Annotated in this window: 5 protein-coding genes, 21 tRNA genes and 3 rRNA genes; all 29 read left to right on the forward strand. The window is 45.2% G+C overall.

Translation table 11 applies throughout. The features are described 5' to 3' along the window. Window positions 1–192: 192 nt before the first annotated feature. The 29 genes from hutH to ACKVEV_RS18190 all read left to right on the forward strand — a co-directional run bounded on the left by hutH (window position 193) and on the right by ACKVEV_RS18190 (window position 15,410). Window positions 193–1,707, forward strand: coding sequence for a histidine ammonia-lyase (hutH, locus tag ACKVEV_RS18050; RefSeq protein WP_409367618.1), 1,515 nt, complete (start codon window positions 193–195; stop codon window positions 1,705–1,707). Between the two features lie 19 nt (window positions 1,708–1,726). Beyond that, window positions 1,727–3,397 (forward strand): urocanate hydratase, encoded by a 1,671-nt coding sequence (gene hutU / locus ACKVEV_RS18055; protein ID WP_409367619.1) that lies wholly within the window; start codon window positions 1,727–1,729, stop codon window positions 3,395–3,397. Continuing rightward, the gene (gene hutI, locus ACKVEV_RS18060) at window positions 3,394–4,662 is read left to right on the forward strand and encodes an imidazolonepropionase (protein WP_409367620.1); all 1,269 of its coding nucleotides are present in this window, start codon (window positions 3,394–3,396) and stop codon (window positions 4,660–4,662) included. The genes hutU and hutI overlap by 4 nt, the downstream gene beginning before the upstream one ends. 145 nt (window positions 4,663–4,807) lie before the next feature. Next, the gene (locus ACKVEV_RS18065) at window positions 4,808–6,664 is read left to right on the forward strand and encodes an SLC13 family permease (protein ID WP_409367621.1); all 1,857 of its coding nucleotides are present in this window, start codon (window positions 4,808–4,810) and stop codon (window positions 6,662–6,664) included. Between the two features lie 733 nt (window positions 6,665–7,397). Continuing rightward, window positions 7,398–8,949: ribosomal RNA gene (locus tag ACKVEV_RS18070) — 16S ribosomal RNA — on the forward strand. A 185-nt stretch (window positions 8,950–9,134) separates the two neighbouring features. Continuing rightward, window positions 9,135–12,062: ribosomal RNA gene (locus ACKVEV_RS18075) — 23S ribosomal RNA — on the forward strand. Between the two features lie 68 nt (window positions 12,063–12,130). Continuing rightward, a 5S ribosomal RNA gene (gene rrf / locus ACKVEV_RS18080) occupies window positions 12,131–12,246 on the forward strand. Together the 16S, 23S and 5S rRNA genes with 21 tRNA genes alongside form the textbook arrangement of a ribosomal RNA operon. Before the next feature lie 14 nt (window positions 12,247–12,260). Beyond that, a tRNA-Val gene (locus ACKVEV_RS18085) sits at window positions 12,261–12,336 on the forward strand. A 24-nt stretch (window positions 12,337–12,360) separates the two neighbouring features. Further along, window positions 12,361–12,435 (forward strand) — tRNA-Met (locus ACKVEV_RS18090). A 6-nt stretch (window positions 12,436–12,441) separates the two neighbouring features. Continuing rightward, window positions 12,442–12,514: transfer RNA gene (locus ACKVEV_RS18095), tRNA-Asp, on the forward strand. Window positions 12,515–12,523: 9 nt separating this feature from the next. Further along, window positions 12,524–12,596 (forward strand) — tRNA-Thr (locus tag ACKVEV_RS18100). A gap of 9 nt (window positions 12,597–12,605) precedes the next feature. Then, a tRNA-Tyr gene (locus tag ACKVEV_RS18105) sits at window positions 12,606–12,689 on the forward strand. Window positions 12,690–12,701: 12 nt separating this feature from the next. Then, window positions 12,702–12,775 (forward strand) — tRNA-Trp (locus ACKVEV_RS18110). 36 nt (window positions 12,776–12,811) lie between these two features. Next, window positions 12,812–12,887, forward strand: a tRNA-His gene (locus tag ACKVEV_RS18115). A gap of 11 nt (window positions 12,888–12,898) precedes the next feature. After that, a tRNA-Gln gene (locus ACKVEV_RS18120) sits at window positions 12,899–12,973 on the forward strand. Window positions 12,974–12,988: 15 nt separating this feature from the next. Next, a tRNA-Lys gene (locus ACKVEV_RS18125) sits at window positions 12,989–13,061 on the forward strand. An 8-nt stretch (window positions 13,062–13,069) separates the two neighbouring features. Next, window positions 13,070–13,154: transfer RNA gene (locus tag ACKVEV_RS18130), tRNA-Leu, on the forward strand. A 46-nt stretch (window positions 13,155–13,200) separates the two neighbouring features. Then, window positions 13,201–13,275, forward strand: a tRNA-Gly gene (locus tag ACKVEV_RS18135). A 5-nt stretch (window positions 13,276–13,280) separates the two neighbouring features. Next, window positions 13,281–13,369 (forward strand) — tRNA-Leu (locus ACKVEV_RS18140). Between the two features lie 17 nt (window positions 13,370–13,386). Next, window positions 13,387–13,463: transfer RNA gene (locus ACKVEV_RS18145), tRNA-Arg, on the forward strand. A gap of 23 nt (window positions 13,464–13,486) precedes the next feature. Continuing rightward, window positions 13,487–13,563, forward strand: a tRNA-Pro gene (locus ACKVEV_RS18150). 13 nt (window positions 13,564–13,576) lie between these two features. After that, a tRNA-Ala gene (locus ACKVEV_RS18155) sits at window positions 13,577–13,652 on the forward strand. Between the two features lie 15 nt (window positions 13,653–13,667). Beyond that, window positions 13,668–13,760 (forward strand) — tRNA-Ser (locus tag ACKVEV_RS18160). A gap of 12 nt (window positions 13,761–13,772) precedes the next feature. After that, window positions 13,773–13,845: transfer RNA gene (locus tag ACKVEV_RS18165), tRNA-Phe, on the forward strand. An 8-nt stretch (window positions 13,846–13,853) separates the two neighbouring features. Then, window positions 13,854–13,927: transfer RNA gene (locus ACKVEV_RS18170), tRNA-Gly, on the forward strand. A gap of 4 nt (window positions 13,928–13,931) precedes the next feature. Next, window positions 13,932–14,005, forward strand: a tRNA-Ile gene (locus tag ACKVEV_RS18175). Window positions 14,006–14,017: 12 nt separating this feature from the next. Beyond that, window positions 14,018–14,094, forward strand: a tRNA-Asn gene (locus ACKVEV_RS18180). A 1-nt stretch (window position 14,095) separates the two neighbouring features. After that, window positions 14,096–14,167: transfer RNA gene (locus ACKVEV_RS18185), tRNA-Glu, on the forward strand. Between the two features lie 196 nt (window positions 14,168–14,363). Then, window positions 14,364–15,410 (forward strand): nitric oxide synthase oxygenase, encoded by a 1,047-nt coding sequence (locus ACKVEV_RS18190; RefSeq protein WP_409367622.1) that lies wholly within the window; start codon window positions 14,364–14,366, stop codon window positions 15,408–15,410. Window positions 15,411–15,498 lie beyond the last annotated feature (88 nt).

The raw sequence follows: 15,498 nt of genomic DNA on the forward strand, positions 1-15,498 counted from the left end.
CTTAAAATATTCTAGTTTCGTAAAAAAATACGATTATATTATTAAAAATAACATAAAAAACTGAAATAATTCCTGTTTTCTCTTTTAAAATTCTATATTTTCTGAAAAAGGTAGTTTGTACAATGGATATAGAGAAATTCTATTTTTTCACACTGTACTTTACATAAGCTGTTAGGAATAGGGGGATATCGTATGCAAAAAATCATTGAATTAGATGGTAATACGTTAACAAGACAACAAATTGAAAAAATTGTAAAAGGTCAGGCAACGGTTGTACTATCTGCTGAAAGTACGGAACGTGTTCAATTGAGTAGAGAACGGATTGAAAAACGCTTAGCTGAGGGGCAAGTAATCTATGGTGTTAATACAGGATTTGGCAAGCTCAGTCACATACAAATTGAAGAATCAGATATTGAGTTATTACAGTTAAATTTATTGCGCTCAGATGCAACAGGTGTTGGCGAGCCATTTCCGACTGACGTAGTGCGTGCCATGATGATTTTACGTGCCAATGCTTTAGCACGCGGCTTTTCAGGCATTCGACAAGAAACATTGCAACTATTACTAGACTGCATTAATAAAGGTGTCCATCCAATCGTACCGTCGCAAGGTTCAGTTGGGGCAAGTGGCGATTTAGCGCCATTATCACATTTAGCATTAGTGCTTGTAGGTGAAGGGAAAGCGGAGTTCAACGGGGAACTTATGGCGGGTAATGCCGCGTTGCAAAAAGCGGGCTTAACACCTGTAAGACTACAAGCGAAAGAAGGTTTAGCACTCGTCAATGGTACACAAGCAATGACAGGGCTTGGCGTGTTGACATTGAACGAGGCAGAACGTATTGGGCTTGCTGCAGATATGGCGGCGAGTCTGTCGTTAGAAGCGTTAAAAGGTATTACGAATGCCTTTGATGCTGCACTTTTAGCTGTACGACCACATCCTGAATTAGAGCTTGTTGGTGGGCGTATTCGTAAGTGGCTTGACGGTAGTAAGCGTGTCACTAAGCAGGGGGAAGTTCGGATGCAAGATGCGTATTCACTGCGCTGTATTCCACAAGTTCATGGCGCATCATGGCAATCATTTTTCTATGCTGAGCAGCGTGTGCAAGTTGAAATGAATGCGACAACAGACAATCCGATTGTTTTAGAAAATGGAGAAGTGATATCGGGTGGGCATTTCCATGGCCAACCAATTGCATTAGCGATGGACTTTTTAAAAGTTGGGGTTAGTGAATGGGCGAATATTTCAGAACGACGTACTGAGCGCATGGTTAATCCGCAACTAAATGACGGTTTACCACCATTTTTAGCAACAAATCCAGGCCTTGAATGTGGACTTATGATAGCGCAATATACAGCAGCCTCGATAGTTTCTGAAAATAAGGTGCTGGCACATCCTTCAAGTGTCGATTCGATTCCAACATCGGGCAATCAAGAAGACCATGTCAGCATGGGGACAACATCTGCTCGACAAGTGCGACAAATCGTCCATAATGCCGCACGGGTAATTGCTATAGAAATGATTTGTGCTTCACAAGCGATTCACTTAGATAAGGCGGAGGCACAACTATCGCCTACTACGAAAATGTATTTAGAAAAAGTGCGTGAATTTTGTCCGCCTTTATTAGCAGATCAACCTATCGGGGATGAAATTGAAGCGTTAGCGAAGTACTTATTGGCAAGTGATGAGTTAGTAGAGTTAGCGAAATAAAAGCAAAGGGGATGGCACTATGAAAACACCAACAACGATTCGTGCACCAAGAGGAACTGAACTTTCTTGTAAAGGCTGGACACAGGAAGCGGCAATGCGTATGTTAATGAACAATTTAGATCCTGAAGTAGCGGAAAATCCTGATGAGCTTATCGTTTACGGAGGAATAGGAAAAGCGGCGCGGAATTGGCAAAGCTACGAGCAGATCATAGCTTCGTTAAAACAATTAGAGAATGATGAAACACTTCTTATTCAATCAGGTAAGCCTGTAGCTGTATTTCGTACACACGAACATGCACCGCGCGTGTTAATTGCCAATTCCAACTTAGTGCCTGCATGGTCGAATTGGGAGCATTTCTATGAGCTAGAGGACCGCGATTTAATGATGTATGGTCAAATGACGGCGGGTAGTTGGATATATATTGGCGCGCAAGGCATTTTACAAGGAACGTATTTATCGTTTGTTGAGGCTGGGAAAAAAGTGTTCGGTAGTGCGGATTTGCGTGGGAAATTTATTCTTACTGGCGGTATGGGCGGCATGAGTGGTGCGCAGCCTTTAGCTGGCAAAATGGCTGGCGCAGTTATTTTAGTCGTTGAGGTGGAGCGTGCACGTATTGAACGTAAAATAAAAGAGGGCTACTGTGATTATCTTGTTGAGACAGTAGATGAGGCAATTGCGCTAGTCAATCAATTGCGTGCTCAAAAGGAGCCTGCGTCTATTGGTCTTGTTGGCAACTGTGCGGACGTGAATCGGGAGTTGCTGAATCGAGGCATTATTCCGGATTTTGTAACAGACCAAACATCGGCACATGACCCGATTAATGGCTATGTGCCGAACGGAATGACGTTTGAAGAAGCACTAGAACTACGTAAAAATGACGTTAAAACATATGAGCAAAAGGCAAAAGAAACGATGGCGGAACATGTTCGTACAATGCTTGAATTTCAACAGGCAGGTGCCGAAGTATTTGATTACGGTAATAATATCCGTGCTTATGCGAAAGAGATGGGTGTGACAAATGCATTTGACTTCCCGGGCTTTGTTCCAGCTTATATTCGCCCATTATTCTGTGAGGGCAAAGGGCCATTCCGTTGGGCTGCGCTTTCTGGGAACCCTGAAGATATTTATAAAACAGATGCATTAGCGAAAGTAATGTTTGCAGAGGATGAAGGTCTTGTCAATTGGATTGATATGGCGCAAAAAATGGTGAAATGGCAAGGGCTACCTGCACGTATTTGTTGGTTAGGCTATGGCGATCGACATCGCTTTGCATTGAAGGTTAATGAAATGGTAGCAAGTGGTGAGTTATCTGCACCAATTGTTTTTGGTCGAGATCATTTAGATTCTGGCTCTGTGGCATCGCCAAATCGGGAAACTGAAGGAATGCTAGATGGTTCAGATGCTGTATCGGATTGGCCGATTTTAAATGCGCTAGTCAATACGGCGGGTGGAGCAAGTTGGGTAAGTGTTCATCATGGTGGCGGTGTAGGGATGGGCTATTCACAGCATGCCGGTCAAGTGTTAGTAGCGGATGGCTCGGCGCTAGCAGCTGAGAAGATTGCACGCGTCTTAATTTCAGATCCAGGAATGGGCATTGTGCGCCATGCAGATGCAGGCTATGAAATCGCCATTCATACTGCCAAGAACAAGGGTGTTCATATGCCAATGTTGAAGGATGATGCGAAGTGACCATTTTAATTAAAAATGCCAATGAAGTGATTACGTTGAAAAATGCAGTGCAAGGGCCTCGGATAAAGGAACAGATGCGTGACATTGCAGTAATCGAAAAAGGCAGTGTGTTAATAGAAGGAGAACGTATCGTTGCTGTTGGCACTTATGAGCAATTAGCGCAAGAGTTCCCTAGCTTAGTTGATGTAGCAAAGGTCATTGATGCTACTGGAAAGATTGTCATGCCAGGGCTAGTGGACTGTCATACCCATTTAGTGCATGGAGGAACGCGCGAGCAAGAATTTAATATGCGACTGAACGGTTCCACTTATATGGACATTATGAATGCAGGTGGCGGTATTCATGCCACAACAAAGCGAACGCGAGAAACGAGCTTTGATGCTTTGTATGAAAAAACGATGCAGCATTTAGATGTTTTTTTAAAGCATGGTGTGACAACTGTTGAAGCGAAATCAGGCTATGGTCTTGATTGGGAAACGGAAAAGAAACAATTGGAGGTAGCCAAAAAGCTACAAGACACACATGCTGTAGACGTTGTCAGTACTTTTATGGGCGCGCATGCAGTACCACGTGAATATAAAGGGCATGAAGATGAATTTGTCGATGTTGTCATTCGTGAGATGTTGCCAAAAGTGGCGGAACTAAAGCTTGCGGAATTTAATGATGTGTTTTGTGAAAAAGGCGTATTTACTCCAGCGCAATCTAGACGTATTTTAGAGGCGGGCAAAGCACTTGGGCTAACGCCGAAAATCCACGCTGATGAAATAGAGCCTTATAATGGCGCGGAGTTAGCAGCTGAAGTGGGCGCAATCTCAGCAGAGCACTTGTTAGTAGCCTCAGATGAAGGGATTCAAAGTATGGCTAAAGCTGGTACGATTGCAGTGTTGCTACCTGGAACTGCCTTCTTCTTACGTGCGCCATTTGCGAGAGGGCGTCTAATGATTGATGAAGGGGTACCTGTTGCAATATCAACAGACTTCAATCCAGGCTCATCGCCAACAATGAGTTTGCCGTTTATTATGAATTTAGCTTGTATGCATATGGGGATGACATTGGAAGAAGTGTTAACGGCTACGACAATTAATGCTGCATATGCACTGAACAGAGGCCATGAAATCGGTACGCTTGAAGCGGGGAAACAAGCGGACATCGTTCTATTGGATGTTGCTAATTATAAGCAACTACAATATTTTTATGGCATGAACCATACGCATACAGTTATTAAAAGTGGGCGCGTAGTAGTACGTGATAGTATTCTTTTGTAATAGATCACATACCCTGCTGTCTATCCTTTTGCGATTATGGAATGATTTACAAATTAAATATTACAGATTAAGCATAAATAGGGAGAAATCCGTTATTTATGCTTTTTTTCGTATAGAATGTAGTTGTGATTATAGTTAGAAGGGAATGTTTACGGTGCAACTTACATTAACATTTCTTATTTTAGGAATGACGATTATTGCATTTATGACAAATCGATTGCGTGCGGATTTTGTTGCGATTGTATCACTCCTCGCATTTGTTATAACCAATATTTTAACACCTACTGAGGCTTTAGCAGGCTTTTCAAACTCGGTTGTGCTCATGATTGCTGGGCTTTTTGTTGTAGGTGCGGGTATTTTGCGTACCGGGCTAGCGGCAATGGCTGGACAACTATTATTAAAGTGGTCAGGGAATAGTGAGCTTAAGTTATTTGTATTATTGCTCATTATTGTTGGTTCAGTCGGCGCTTTTATGAGTAATACTGGAACCGTTGCCTTGATGATGCCGATTGTTGTTAGTATTGCAATCAGTATGAAGGAAAGTCCTTCAAAGTTTTTACTACCTCTTTCTTATGTCGCGAGTTTATCGGGTTTAATGACATTAATTGCTTCACCGCCAAATTTAATAGTTAGTCAGCTATTGGTCGAGCGTGGTTATGCGAAACTGGGCTTTTTTGAGGTGACACCTATTGGTATCGTTGGTATGATTGCGGGTATTTTATATTTGGTCCTTGTGCGCAATATATTGCTGCCGCGTGATAAAAATAAAACCCAAACCTCGACTGGGTATAAACTGTCACCGAAGAAAATTGTTAAGCAATATGACTTAAACAATCGGCTGTTTAAAGTATTTGTGCCGGAAGACTCTCCGATTATTGGCACATCACTAGCGGAATTGAAGCTTCCTGCAAAATACGCCCTCTGTATGATGAAAATTCATCGTAAATCACAAGACGGTATTAACTTACTCCCGATGACATATCAAGAAATGGCTGGGCCAAAAAGTGTTATTCACGCTTTAGATGAGCTTTACGTACAAGGGGAGGAAGAGAATATTGCATGTTTGGCTAAAGATTACAGCTTAGTGATGCAGGAATTAACAGAGAATGAAGCAGATGAATTAGTAACAAAACATCTTGGCATTGCGGAAGTACTATTAACACCAAACTCTAGTTTTATTAATGAAACGGTCAGCTCGCTTGGATTCCGTGAAAAGTACAATCTCAACATTATTGGTATTAACTATAGAGGTAGCTATAAATTGCAGGATATGGTGACACATAAGCTGAAATTCGGGGATGCTATTTTAGTACAGGGCGCATGGGATGAAATCTTAGTGCTTGCCAAAGAAACGCAGGATGTTGTTGTAGTTGGTCAGCCGAAGGAGCATGCGAGTGTTGCGGCAGCTACGGGAAAGGCTGGTATTGCTGGTGCGATCATGTTGTTGATGATAGGGCTAATGGCCTTTGAGGTTTTCCCAGCCGTTATTTCAGTCATGATAGGAGCCGTATTAATGATATTAACTGGCTGTTTGCGGAATATGGAAGATGCCTATAACAATATGAATTTTGAAAGTATAGTGCTCGTGGCGGCGATGCTTCCAATGGCGACAGCTTTAGAGAAAACAGGTGGCATGGTTATTTTATCGAATGGCATTATTGATGCGCTCGGAAGCTACGGCCCTTATGGTGTGCTGATTGGCATCTATGTGTTAACCGTAATTTTTGGTCAATTTATTAGTAATACGGCAACTGCAGTTCTGTTTGCGCCGATTGCCATGAATGCGGCGATTGCTATGAATGCGAATCCTACAACTTTTATGATTGGAGTAGCGGTTGCGGCAAGTATGGCGTTTGCCACACCGATTGCCTCACCAACGAATGCGTTAGTTATGACAGCGGGTGGTTATAAATTTATGGATTTTGTTAAGATTGGTGTACCGCTACAAATTGTTATGTTTATTGTGATGATGCTTGCAGTTCCATTTTTCTTTCCGTTTTAAAAATATTTATTCTTTGCATAAGTTTACTGCTTTCCGCTGTAGGTTTAGCTAAGCTACAGCGGAAAGAAAATAATTATTTTTGTTAAGTACGTCTCTTGTGATTGACTTTAGTAGAAGGAAATTGAAATGTGTAAAGTGTTGAAATGATGAGATTTGTATTTTATAAGAGTCCATTTATGAAGGATTTATTCTTAAAATTAACTAGTAAACTCAAATATAGTCATACGTAAATAAAAGTAATAAACAATAAAAATAATAAAAACTATTAAATAGGAAGTTTTTCATAGTTTTATTCTAAGATAAGCTTACTTTAATAGTTTGCTAGCAAATTTTTTATTATAAAATGATATTTTTTATAGAAAAACACTTGCATAGGTTGTTGAAACATGATAAATTATTACTTGTCGCTAAGACGACACAACATGAAATACTGAAATATAAATAATAACATCACAAAAAAGTGTTGACACCAACATGATAAAGTGGTAAGATATAAAAGTTGTCGCTTCTGAAAGAAGAAAAAACTTTTTAAAAAAGTTGTTGACAACGAATATCGAAAATGTTATTATATAAAAGTCGCTGAAAACAAACGGTGACAAAATGAACCTTGAAAACTGAACAAGCAAAACGTAATCAATATAGTTTCTGAAGCTAACTTACGTTAGTGAATGAAACAAAAATTTTGGACATCAAAATTGATGCCAGCAAAACAATTTGAGCTAATCAAATTTCTTTTATGGAGAGTTTGATCCTGGCTCAGGACGAACGCTGGCGGCGTGCCTAATACATGCAAGTCGAGCGGACAGAGAAGGAGCTTGCTCCTTTGATGTTAGCGGCGGACGGGTGAGTAACACGTGGGCAACCTACCCTATAGTTTGGGATAACTCCGGGAAACCGGGGCTAATACCGAATAATCTGTTTTACTTCATGGTGAAACACTGAAAGACGGTTTCGGCTGTCGCTATAGGATGGGCCCGCGGCGCATTAGCTAGTTGGTGAGGTAACGGCTCACCAAGGCGACGATGCGTAGCCGACCTGAGAGGGTGATCGGCCACACTGGGACTGAGACACGGCCCAGACTCCTACGGGAGGCAGCAGTAGGGAATCTTCCACAATGGGCGAAAGCCTGATGGAGCAACGCCGCGTGAGTGAAGAAGGATTTCGGTTCGTAAAACTCTGTTGTAAGGGAAGAACAAGTACAGTAGTAACTGGCTGTACCTTGACGGTACCTTATTAGAAAGCCACGGCTAACTACGTGCCAGCAGCCGCGGTAATACGTAGGTGGCAAGCGTTGTCCGGAATTATTGGGCGTAAAGCGCGCGCAGGTGGTTTCTTAAGTCTGATGTGAAAGCCCACGGCTCAACCGTGGAGGGTCATTGGAAACTGGGAGACTTGAGTGCAGAAGAGGATAGTGGAATTCCAAGTGTAGCGGTGAAATGCGTAGAGATTTGGAGGAACACCAGTGGCGAAGGCGACTATCTGGTCTGTAACTGACACTGAGGCGCGAAAGCGTGGGGAGCAAACAGGATTAGATACCCTGGTAGTCCACGCCGTAAACGATGAGTGCTAAGTGTTAGGGGGTTTCCGCCCCTTAGTGCTGCAGCTAACGCATTAAGCACTCCGCCTGGGGAGTACGGTCGCAAGACTGAAACTCAAAGGAATTGACGGGGGCCCGCACAAGCGGTGGAGCATGTGGTTTAATTCGAAGCAACGCGAAGAACCTTACCAGGTCTTGACATCCCGTTGACCACTGTAGAGATATGGTTTTCCCTTCGGGGACAACGGTGACAGGTGGTGCATGGTTGTCGTCAGCTCGTGTCGTGAGATGTTGGGTTAAGTCCCGCAACGAGCGCAACCCTTGATCTTAGTTGCCATCATTTGGTTGGGCACTCTAAGGTGACTGCCGGTGACAAACCGGAGGAAGGTGGGGATGACGTCAAATCATCATGCCCCTTATGACCTGGGCTACACACGTGCTACAATGGACGATACAAACGGTTGCCAACTCGCGAGAGGGAGCTAATCCGATAAAGTCGTTCTCAGTTCGGATTGTAGGCTGCAACTCGCCTACATGAAGTCGGAATCGCTAGTAATCGCGGATCAGCATGCCGCGGTGAATACGTTCCCGGGCCTTGTACACACCGCCCGTCACACCACGAGAGTTTGTAACACCCGAAGTCGGTGAGGTAACCTTTTGGAGCCAGCCGCCGAAGGTGGGATAGATGATTGGGGTGAAGTCGTAACAAGGTAGCCGTATCGGAAGGTGCGGCTGGATCACCTCCTTTCTAAGGATTTTAACGGAATGTTTCGTTTAGAACGAAACAATGATTACGTTTTTGCTGTTCAGTTTTGAAGGTTCATTCTTCCGAATGAAATTCTTCAAAACTTGTTCTTTGAAAACTGGATAAAACGACATTGAAATTGTAACAAACACATTTATTTTTTAAGTTTTTTATAGGCTTAATAACTTGGTTAAGTTATTAAGGGCGCACGGCGAATGCCTTGGCACTAGGAGCCGAAGAAGGACGGCACTAACACCGATATGCTTCGGGGAGCTGTAAGTGAGCTTTGATCCGGAGATTTCCGAATGGGGGAACCCACTACGTTTAATCGCGTAGTATCTTGACGTGAATACATAGCGTCTTGAAGGCAGACCCAGGGAACTGAAACATCTAAGTACCTGGAGGAAGAGAAAGAAAAATCGATTCCCTGAGTAGCGGCGAGCGAAACGGGAAGAGCCCAAACCAAGAGGCTTGCCTCTTGGGGTTGTAGGACACTCTATACGGAGTTACAAAGGAATGAGTTAGATGAAGCGACTTGGAAAGGTCCGCCAGAGCAGGTAAAAGCCCTGTAGTCGAAAGTTTATTCCCTCCAGAGTGGATCCTGAGTACGGCGGAACACGTGAAATTCCGTCGGAATCCGGGAGGACCATCTCCCAAGGCTAAATACTACCTAGTGACCGATAGTGAACCAGTACCGTGAGGGAAAGGTGAAAAGCACCCCGGAAGGGGAGTGAAAGAGATCCTGAAACCGTGTGCCTACAAGTAGTTAGAGCCCGTTAATGGGTGATAGCGTGCCTTTTGTAGAATGAACCGGCGAGTTACGATTACGTGCGAGGTTAAGCTTTAGAAGGCGGAGCCGCAGCGAAAGCGAGTCTGAATAGGGCGAATTAGTACGTGGTCGTAGACCCGAAACCAGGTGATCTACCCATGTCCAGGGTGAAGGTGAGGTAACACTTACTGGAGGCCCGAACCCACGCACGTTGAAAAGTGCGGGGATGAGGTGTGGGTAGCGGAGAAATTCCAATCGAACTTGGAGATAGCTGGTTCTCTCCGAAATAGCTTTAGGGCTAGCCTCGTGATGAGAATACTGGAGGTAGAGCACTGTTTGGACTAGGGGGCCATCCCGGTTTACCGAATTCAGACAAACTCCGAATGCCAGATATTTATACACGGGAGTCAGACTGCGAGTGATAAGATCCGTAGTCAAAAGGGAAACAGCCCAGACCACCAGCTAAGGTCCCAAAGTAATCGTTAAGTGGAAAAGGATGTGGCGTTGCACAGACAACCAGGATGTTGGCTTAGAAGCAGCCATCATTTAAAGAGTGCGTAATAGCTCACTGGTCGAGTGACGCTGCGCCGAAAATGTATCGGGGCTAAACGATTCACCGAAGCTGTGGATTGACATCTACGATGTCAGTGGTAGGAGAGCGTTCTAAGTGCGTTGAAGTCAGACCGGAAGGACTGGTGGAGCGCTTAGAAGTGAGAATGCCGGTATGAGTAGCGAAAGACGGGTGAGAATCCCGTCCACCGTATGACTAAGGTTTCCTGAGGAAGGCTCGTCCGCTCAGGGTTAGTCGGGACCTAAGCCGAGGCCGATAGGCGTAGGCGATGGACAACAGGTTGATATTCCTGTACCACCTCCTCACCGTTTGAGAAATGGGGGGACGCAGTAGGATAGGGTAAGCGCGCCGTTGGTTGTGCGCGTCCAAGCAGTAAGGCGTGTGTGTAGGCAAATCCGCACACTGTAACGTTGAGCTGTGATGGCGAGTCCGTATGGACGAAGTTCCTGATTTCACACTGCCAAGAAAAGCCTCTATCGAGGTGAGAGGTGCCCGTACCGCAAACCGACACAGGTAGTCGAGGAGAGAATCCTAAGGTGTGCGAGAGAACTCTCGTTAAGGAACTCGGCAAAATGACCCCGTAACTTCGGGAGAAGGGGTGCTCTTGAGCGTGCAAGCGCATGAGAGCCGCAGTGAATAGGCCCAGGCGACTGTTTAGCAAAAACACAGGTCTCTGCAAAACCGTAAGGTGACGTATAGGGGCTGACGCCTGCCCGGTGCTGGAAGGTTAAGAGGAGTGGTTAGCGCAAGCGAAGCTGCGAATTGAAGCCCCAGTAAACGGCGGCCGTAACTATAACGGTCCTAAGGTAGCGAAATTCCTTGTCGGGTAAGTTCCGACCCGCACGAAAGGCGTAACGATCTGGGCACTGTCTCAACGAGAGACTCGGTGAAATTATAGTACCTGTGAAGATGCAGGTTACCCGCGACAGGACGGAAAGACCCCGTGGAGCTTTACTGTAGCCTGATATTGAATTTTGGTACAACTTGTACAGGATAGGTAGGAGCCAGAGATCTCGGAGCGCCAGCTTCGAAGGAGGCGTCGGTGGGATACTACCCTGGTTGTATTGAAATTCTAACCCATGCCCCTAAGCGGGGCAGGAGACAGTGTCAGGCGGACAGTTTGACTGGGGCGGTCGCCTCCTAAAAGGTAACGGAGGCGCCCAAAGGTTCCCTCAGAATGGTTGGAAATCATTCGTAGAGTGTAAAGGCACAAGGGAGCTTGACTGCGAGACCTACAAGTCGAGCAGGGTCGAAAGACGGGCTTAGTGATCCGGTGGTTCCGCATGGAAGGGCCATCGCTCAACGGATAAAAGCTACCCCGGGGATAACAGGCTTATCTCCCCCAAGAGTCCACATCGACGGGGAGGTTTGGCACCTCGATGTCGGCTCATCGCATCCTGGGGCTGTAGTCGGTCCCAAGGGTTGGGCTGTTCGCCCATTAAAGCGGTACGCGAGCTGGGTTCAGAACGTCGTGAGACAGTTCGGTCCCTATCCGTCGTGGGCGTAGGAAATTTGAGAGGAGCTGTCCTTAGTACGAGAGGACCGGGATGGACACACCGCTGGTGTACCAGTTGTCTTGCCAAAGGCATCGCTGGGTAGCTATGTGTGGACGGGATAAGTGCTGAAAGCATCTAAGCATGAAGCCCCCCTCAAGATGAGATTTCCCATTACGCAAGTAAGTAAGATCCCTCAAAGACGATGAGGTAGATAGGTTCGAGGTGGAAGTGTGGTGACACATGGAGCTGACGAATACTAATCGATCGAGGACTTAACCAAAAACGTTTGAAACATTCAATGAACCGTTTATCCAGTTTTGAAAGAATAAGTTCTTTCAACTGAATAAGTGAAGTGATGATGGCAAAGAGGTCACACCCGTTCCCATACCGAACACGGAAGTTAAGCTCTTTAGCGCCGATGGTAGTTGGGGGCTTCCCCCTGTGAGAGTAGGACGTCGCTTCGCTTTATTTTTTATGGGGAGGATTAGCTCAGCTGGGAGAGCATCTGCCTTACAAGCAGAGGGTCGGCGGTTCGAGCCCGTCATCCTCCACCATCTTATAAATTATAAAAGTATTATCGCGGGGTGGAGCAGTGGTAGCTCGTCGGGCTCATAACCCGAAGGTCACAGGTTCAAATCCTGTCTCCGCAACCAAATTATGGTCCCGTGGTGTAGCGGTTAACATGCCTGCCTGTCACGCAGGAGATCGCCGGTTCGATCCCGGTCGGGACCGTCTTAATATGCCGGTGTAGCTCAGTTGGTAGAGCAACTGACTTGTAATCAGTAGGTCGTGGGTTCGACTCCTATCGCCGGCATCAGCCCTTGGAGGGGTAGCGAAGTGGCTAAACGCGGCGGACTGTAAATCCGCTCCTTAGGGTTCGGCGGTTCGAATCCGTCCCCCTCCACCAGTTTTTACTTTTAGGGGCATAGTTCAACGGTAGAATAGAGGTCTCCAAAACCTTTGGTGTGGGTTCGATTCCTACTGCCCCTGCCAAATTTTTTAGATTAAACTACTGTTATATTTCATATGGCGGTTGTGGCGAAGTGGTTAACGCATCGGATTGTGGTTCCGACATTCGTGGGTTCGATTCCCATCAGTCGCCCCATATAAAACTATTGGGGTATAGCCAAGCGGTAAGGCAACGGATTTTGATTCCGTCATGCCTAGGTTCGAATCCTAGTACCCCAGCCATTTTATTAATAATATGAGCCATTAGCTCAGTTGGTAGAGCATCTGACTTTTAATCAGAGGGTCGAAGGTTCGAGTCCTTCATGGCTCATCATATTTGCGGGTGTGGCGGAATTGGCAGACGCACTAGACTTAGGATCTAGCGCCGCAAGGCGTGGGGGTTCGACTCCCTTCACCCGCACCATTTATTTCAATTACATAATTGCCAGGATAAATAATCTTATGCACATGCGGAAGTAGTTCAGTGGTAGAACACCACCTTGCCAAGGTGGGGGTCGCGAGTTCGAACCTCGTCTTCCGCTCCAAATGTGCCGGGGTGGCGGAACTGGCAGACGCACAGGACTTAAAATCCTGCGGTAGGTGACTACCGTGCCGGTTCGATTCCGGCCCTCGGCACCATTTTTTCAATATATTAAGCGCCCGTAGCTCAATTGGATAGAGCGTCTGACTACGGATCAGAAGGTTGTGGGTTCGACTCCTGCCGGGCGCGCCATAAAAAGATAAGATAGACAGTAACGGAATGTAGCTCAGCTTGGTAGAGCACTTGGTTTGGGACCAAGGGGTCGTAGGTTCGAATCCTGTCATTCCGACCATCTTTTAAAATTTGGGGCCTTAGCTCAGCTGGGAGAGCGCCTGCCTTGCACGCAGGAGGTCAGCGGTTCGATCCCGCTAGGCTCCACCATATTTATTTAATTCCGGAGGTATACCCAAGTCTGGCTGAAGGGATCGGTCTTGAAAACCGACAGGCGGGTAACACCGCGCGGGGGTTCGAATCCCTCTACCTCCTCCATTTTCTTATTTCGGGTCAGTAGCTCAGTTGGTAGAGCATTAGATTGAAGCTCTAAGTGTCGGCGGTTCGATTCCGTCCTGACCCATCTTTTTTGCGGGTGTAGTTTAATGGTAAAACCTCAGCCTTCCAAGCTGATGTCGTGAGTTCGATTCTCATCACCCGCTCCATGAAGGGCCTATAGCTCAGCTGGTTAGAGCGCACGCCTGATAAGCGTGAGGTCGATGGTTCGAGTCCATTTAGGCCCATTATAAAATTGTTCCGAAGTAGCTCAGTTGGTAGTAGCACCTGACTGTTAATCAGGTTGTCGCAGGTTCGAGTCCTGCCTTCGGAGCCATGGCCCCTTGGTCAAGCGGTTAAGACACCGCCCTTTCACGGCGGTAACACGGGTTCGAATCCCGTAGGGGTCATCTAATAAAGCATGTAGCATATTGTTGCTACATGTTTTTTTCTTTTTATTGGGTACTTTTATGAACATGATGTGACGATCAAGTTCAAATTTGAACAAAGTATTTCATATATAAAATATGTATGTTTTCTGACGGACTTTTTCGTAGTGAATTTAATTTTGTTCATCTAATATGAAGATAGATGGAGGAAAACGACATGAATTTACAAGAGATACGACGTTTTTTAGCACTTTATCAAATGGAACTAAATAAATCTGAACAATGGTTAACAAATAGATTACAGCAAGTTGAAAAAGAGGGAGTATATATTCCTTCAACAGAAGAGCTTACTTTTGGTGCACGAGTGGCATGGCGTAATAGTAATAAATGTATCGGTAGATTATTTTGGCAATCGTTACATGTTGAGGATGCACGTGATATTTTAGACGAACATGCTATTTTTGAAAAGCTAGTGCATCATATTCGTTATGCTACAAATGAAGGTAAAATCCGTCCAACAATAACGGTATTTGCAGCTGGTAGAGTGAGAGTATGGAATCATCAGCTAATCCGCTATGCGGGCTATGAAACGGCTGAAGGCATTGTCGGGGATCCGCATTCGGTGTCATTTACAAAAATATGTGAATCACTTGGCTGGCGCGGAGAGGGCACAGCATTTGATGTGCTACCTCTTGTTATTCAGGTGGATGAACGAAGCCCACAATGGTTTGCAATCCCCAAAGAGGAAGTATTAGAGGTGGCTATTCGCCATCCTGAGCAATCACAGATAGAGGAATTAGCGCTGAAATGGTATGCGGTGCCCATTATTTCGAGCATGCGTTTTCAAATGGCCGGTATTGATTTTCAAGCGGCTCCTTTTAATGGCTGGTATATGGGGACAGAAATAGGAGCACGCAATTTAGCTGATCATGATCGATATAATATGTTACCTAAGATAGCTGAAATTTTTGGGCTCGATACAACAAGGCAGGCATCTCTTTGGCGTGATCGTGCATTAGTTGAATTAAATATTGCAGTCCTTCATTCCTTTAAAGAAGATGGCGTAAGTATTGTTGATCATCATACCGCTGCACAACAATTTAAGCTGTTTGAAGAAGCAGAGCATAAAGCTGGTCGTGACTTAACAGGAAACTGGACTTGGTTGATTCCACCATTATCGCCTGCAACAACACATATCTTTCATAAGCCCTACTACAATGTATATAACACGCCAAATTATTTTTATCAAAAACCACCTTACTGAAGGTAAAGAGAGCTATTTGGTGCCAGGCACTCAAACATTTTTCAAGTAAGGCTTACTAATGAATAATTCGTGCTCATTTCTGTCGGGA

Source organism: Lysinibacillus sp. 38-6 (assembly GCF_046245175.1).
Classification (GTDB): domain Bacteria; phylum Bacillota; class Bacilli; order Bacillales_A; family Planococcaceae; genus Lysinibacillus.

Coding starts and splice junctions, on each gene's coding strand:
- hutH (WP_409367618.1), top strand. CDS start 193: ATGCAAAAAATCATTGAATTAGATGGTAATACGTTAACAAGACAACAA.
- hutU (WP_409367619.1), top strand. CDS start 1,727: ATGAAAACACCAACAACGATTCGTGCACCAAGAGGAACTGAACTTTCT.
- ACKVEV_RS18065 (WP_409367621.1), top strand. CDS start 4,808: ATGTTTACGGTGCAACTTACATTAACATTTCTTATTTTAGGAATGACG.
- ACKVEV_RS18190 (WP_409367622.1), top strand. CDS start 14,364: ATGAATTTACAAGAGATACGACGTTTTTTAGCACTTTATCAAATGGAA.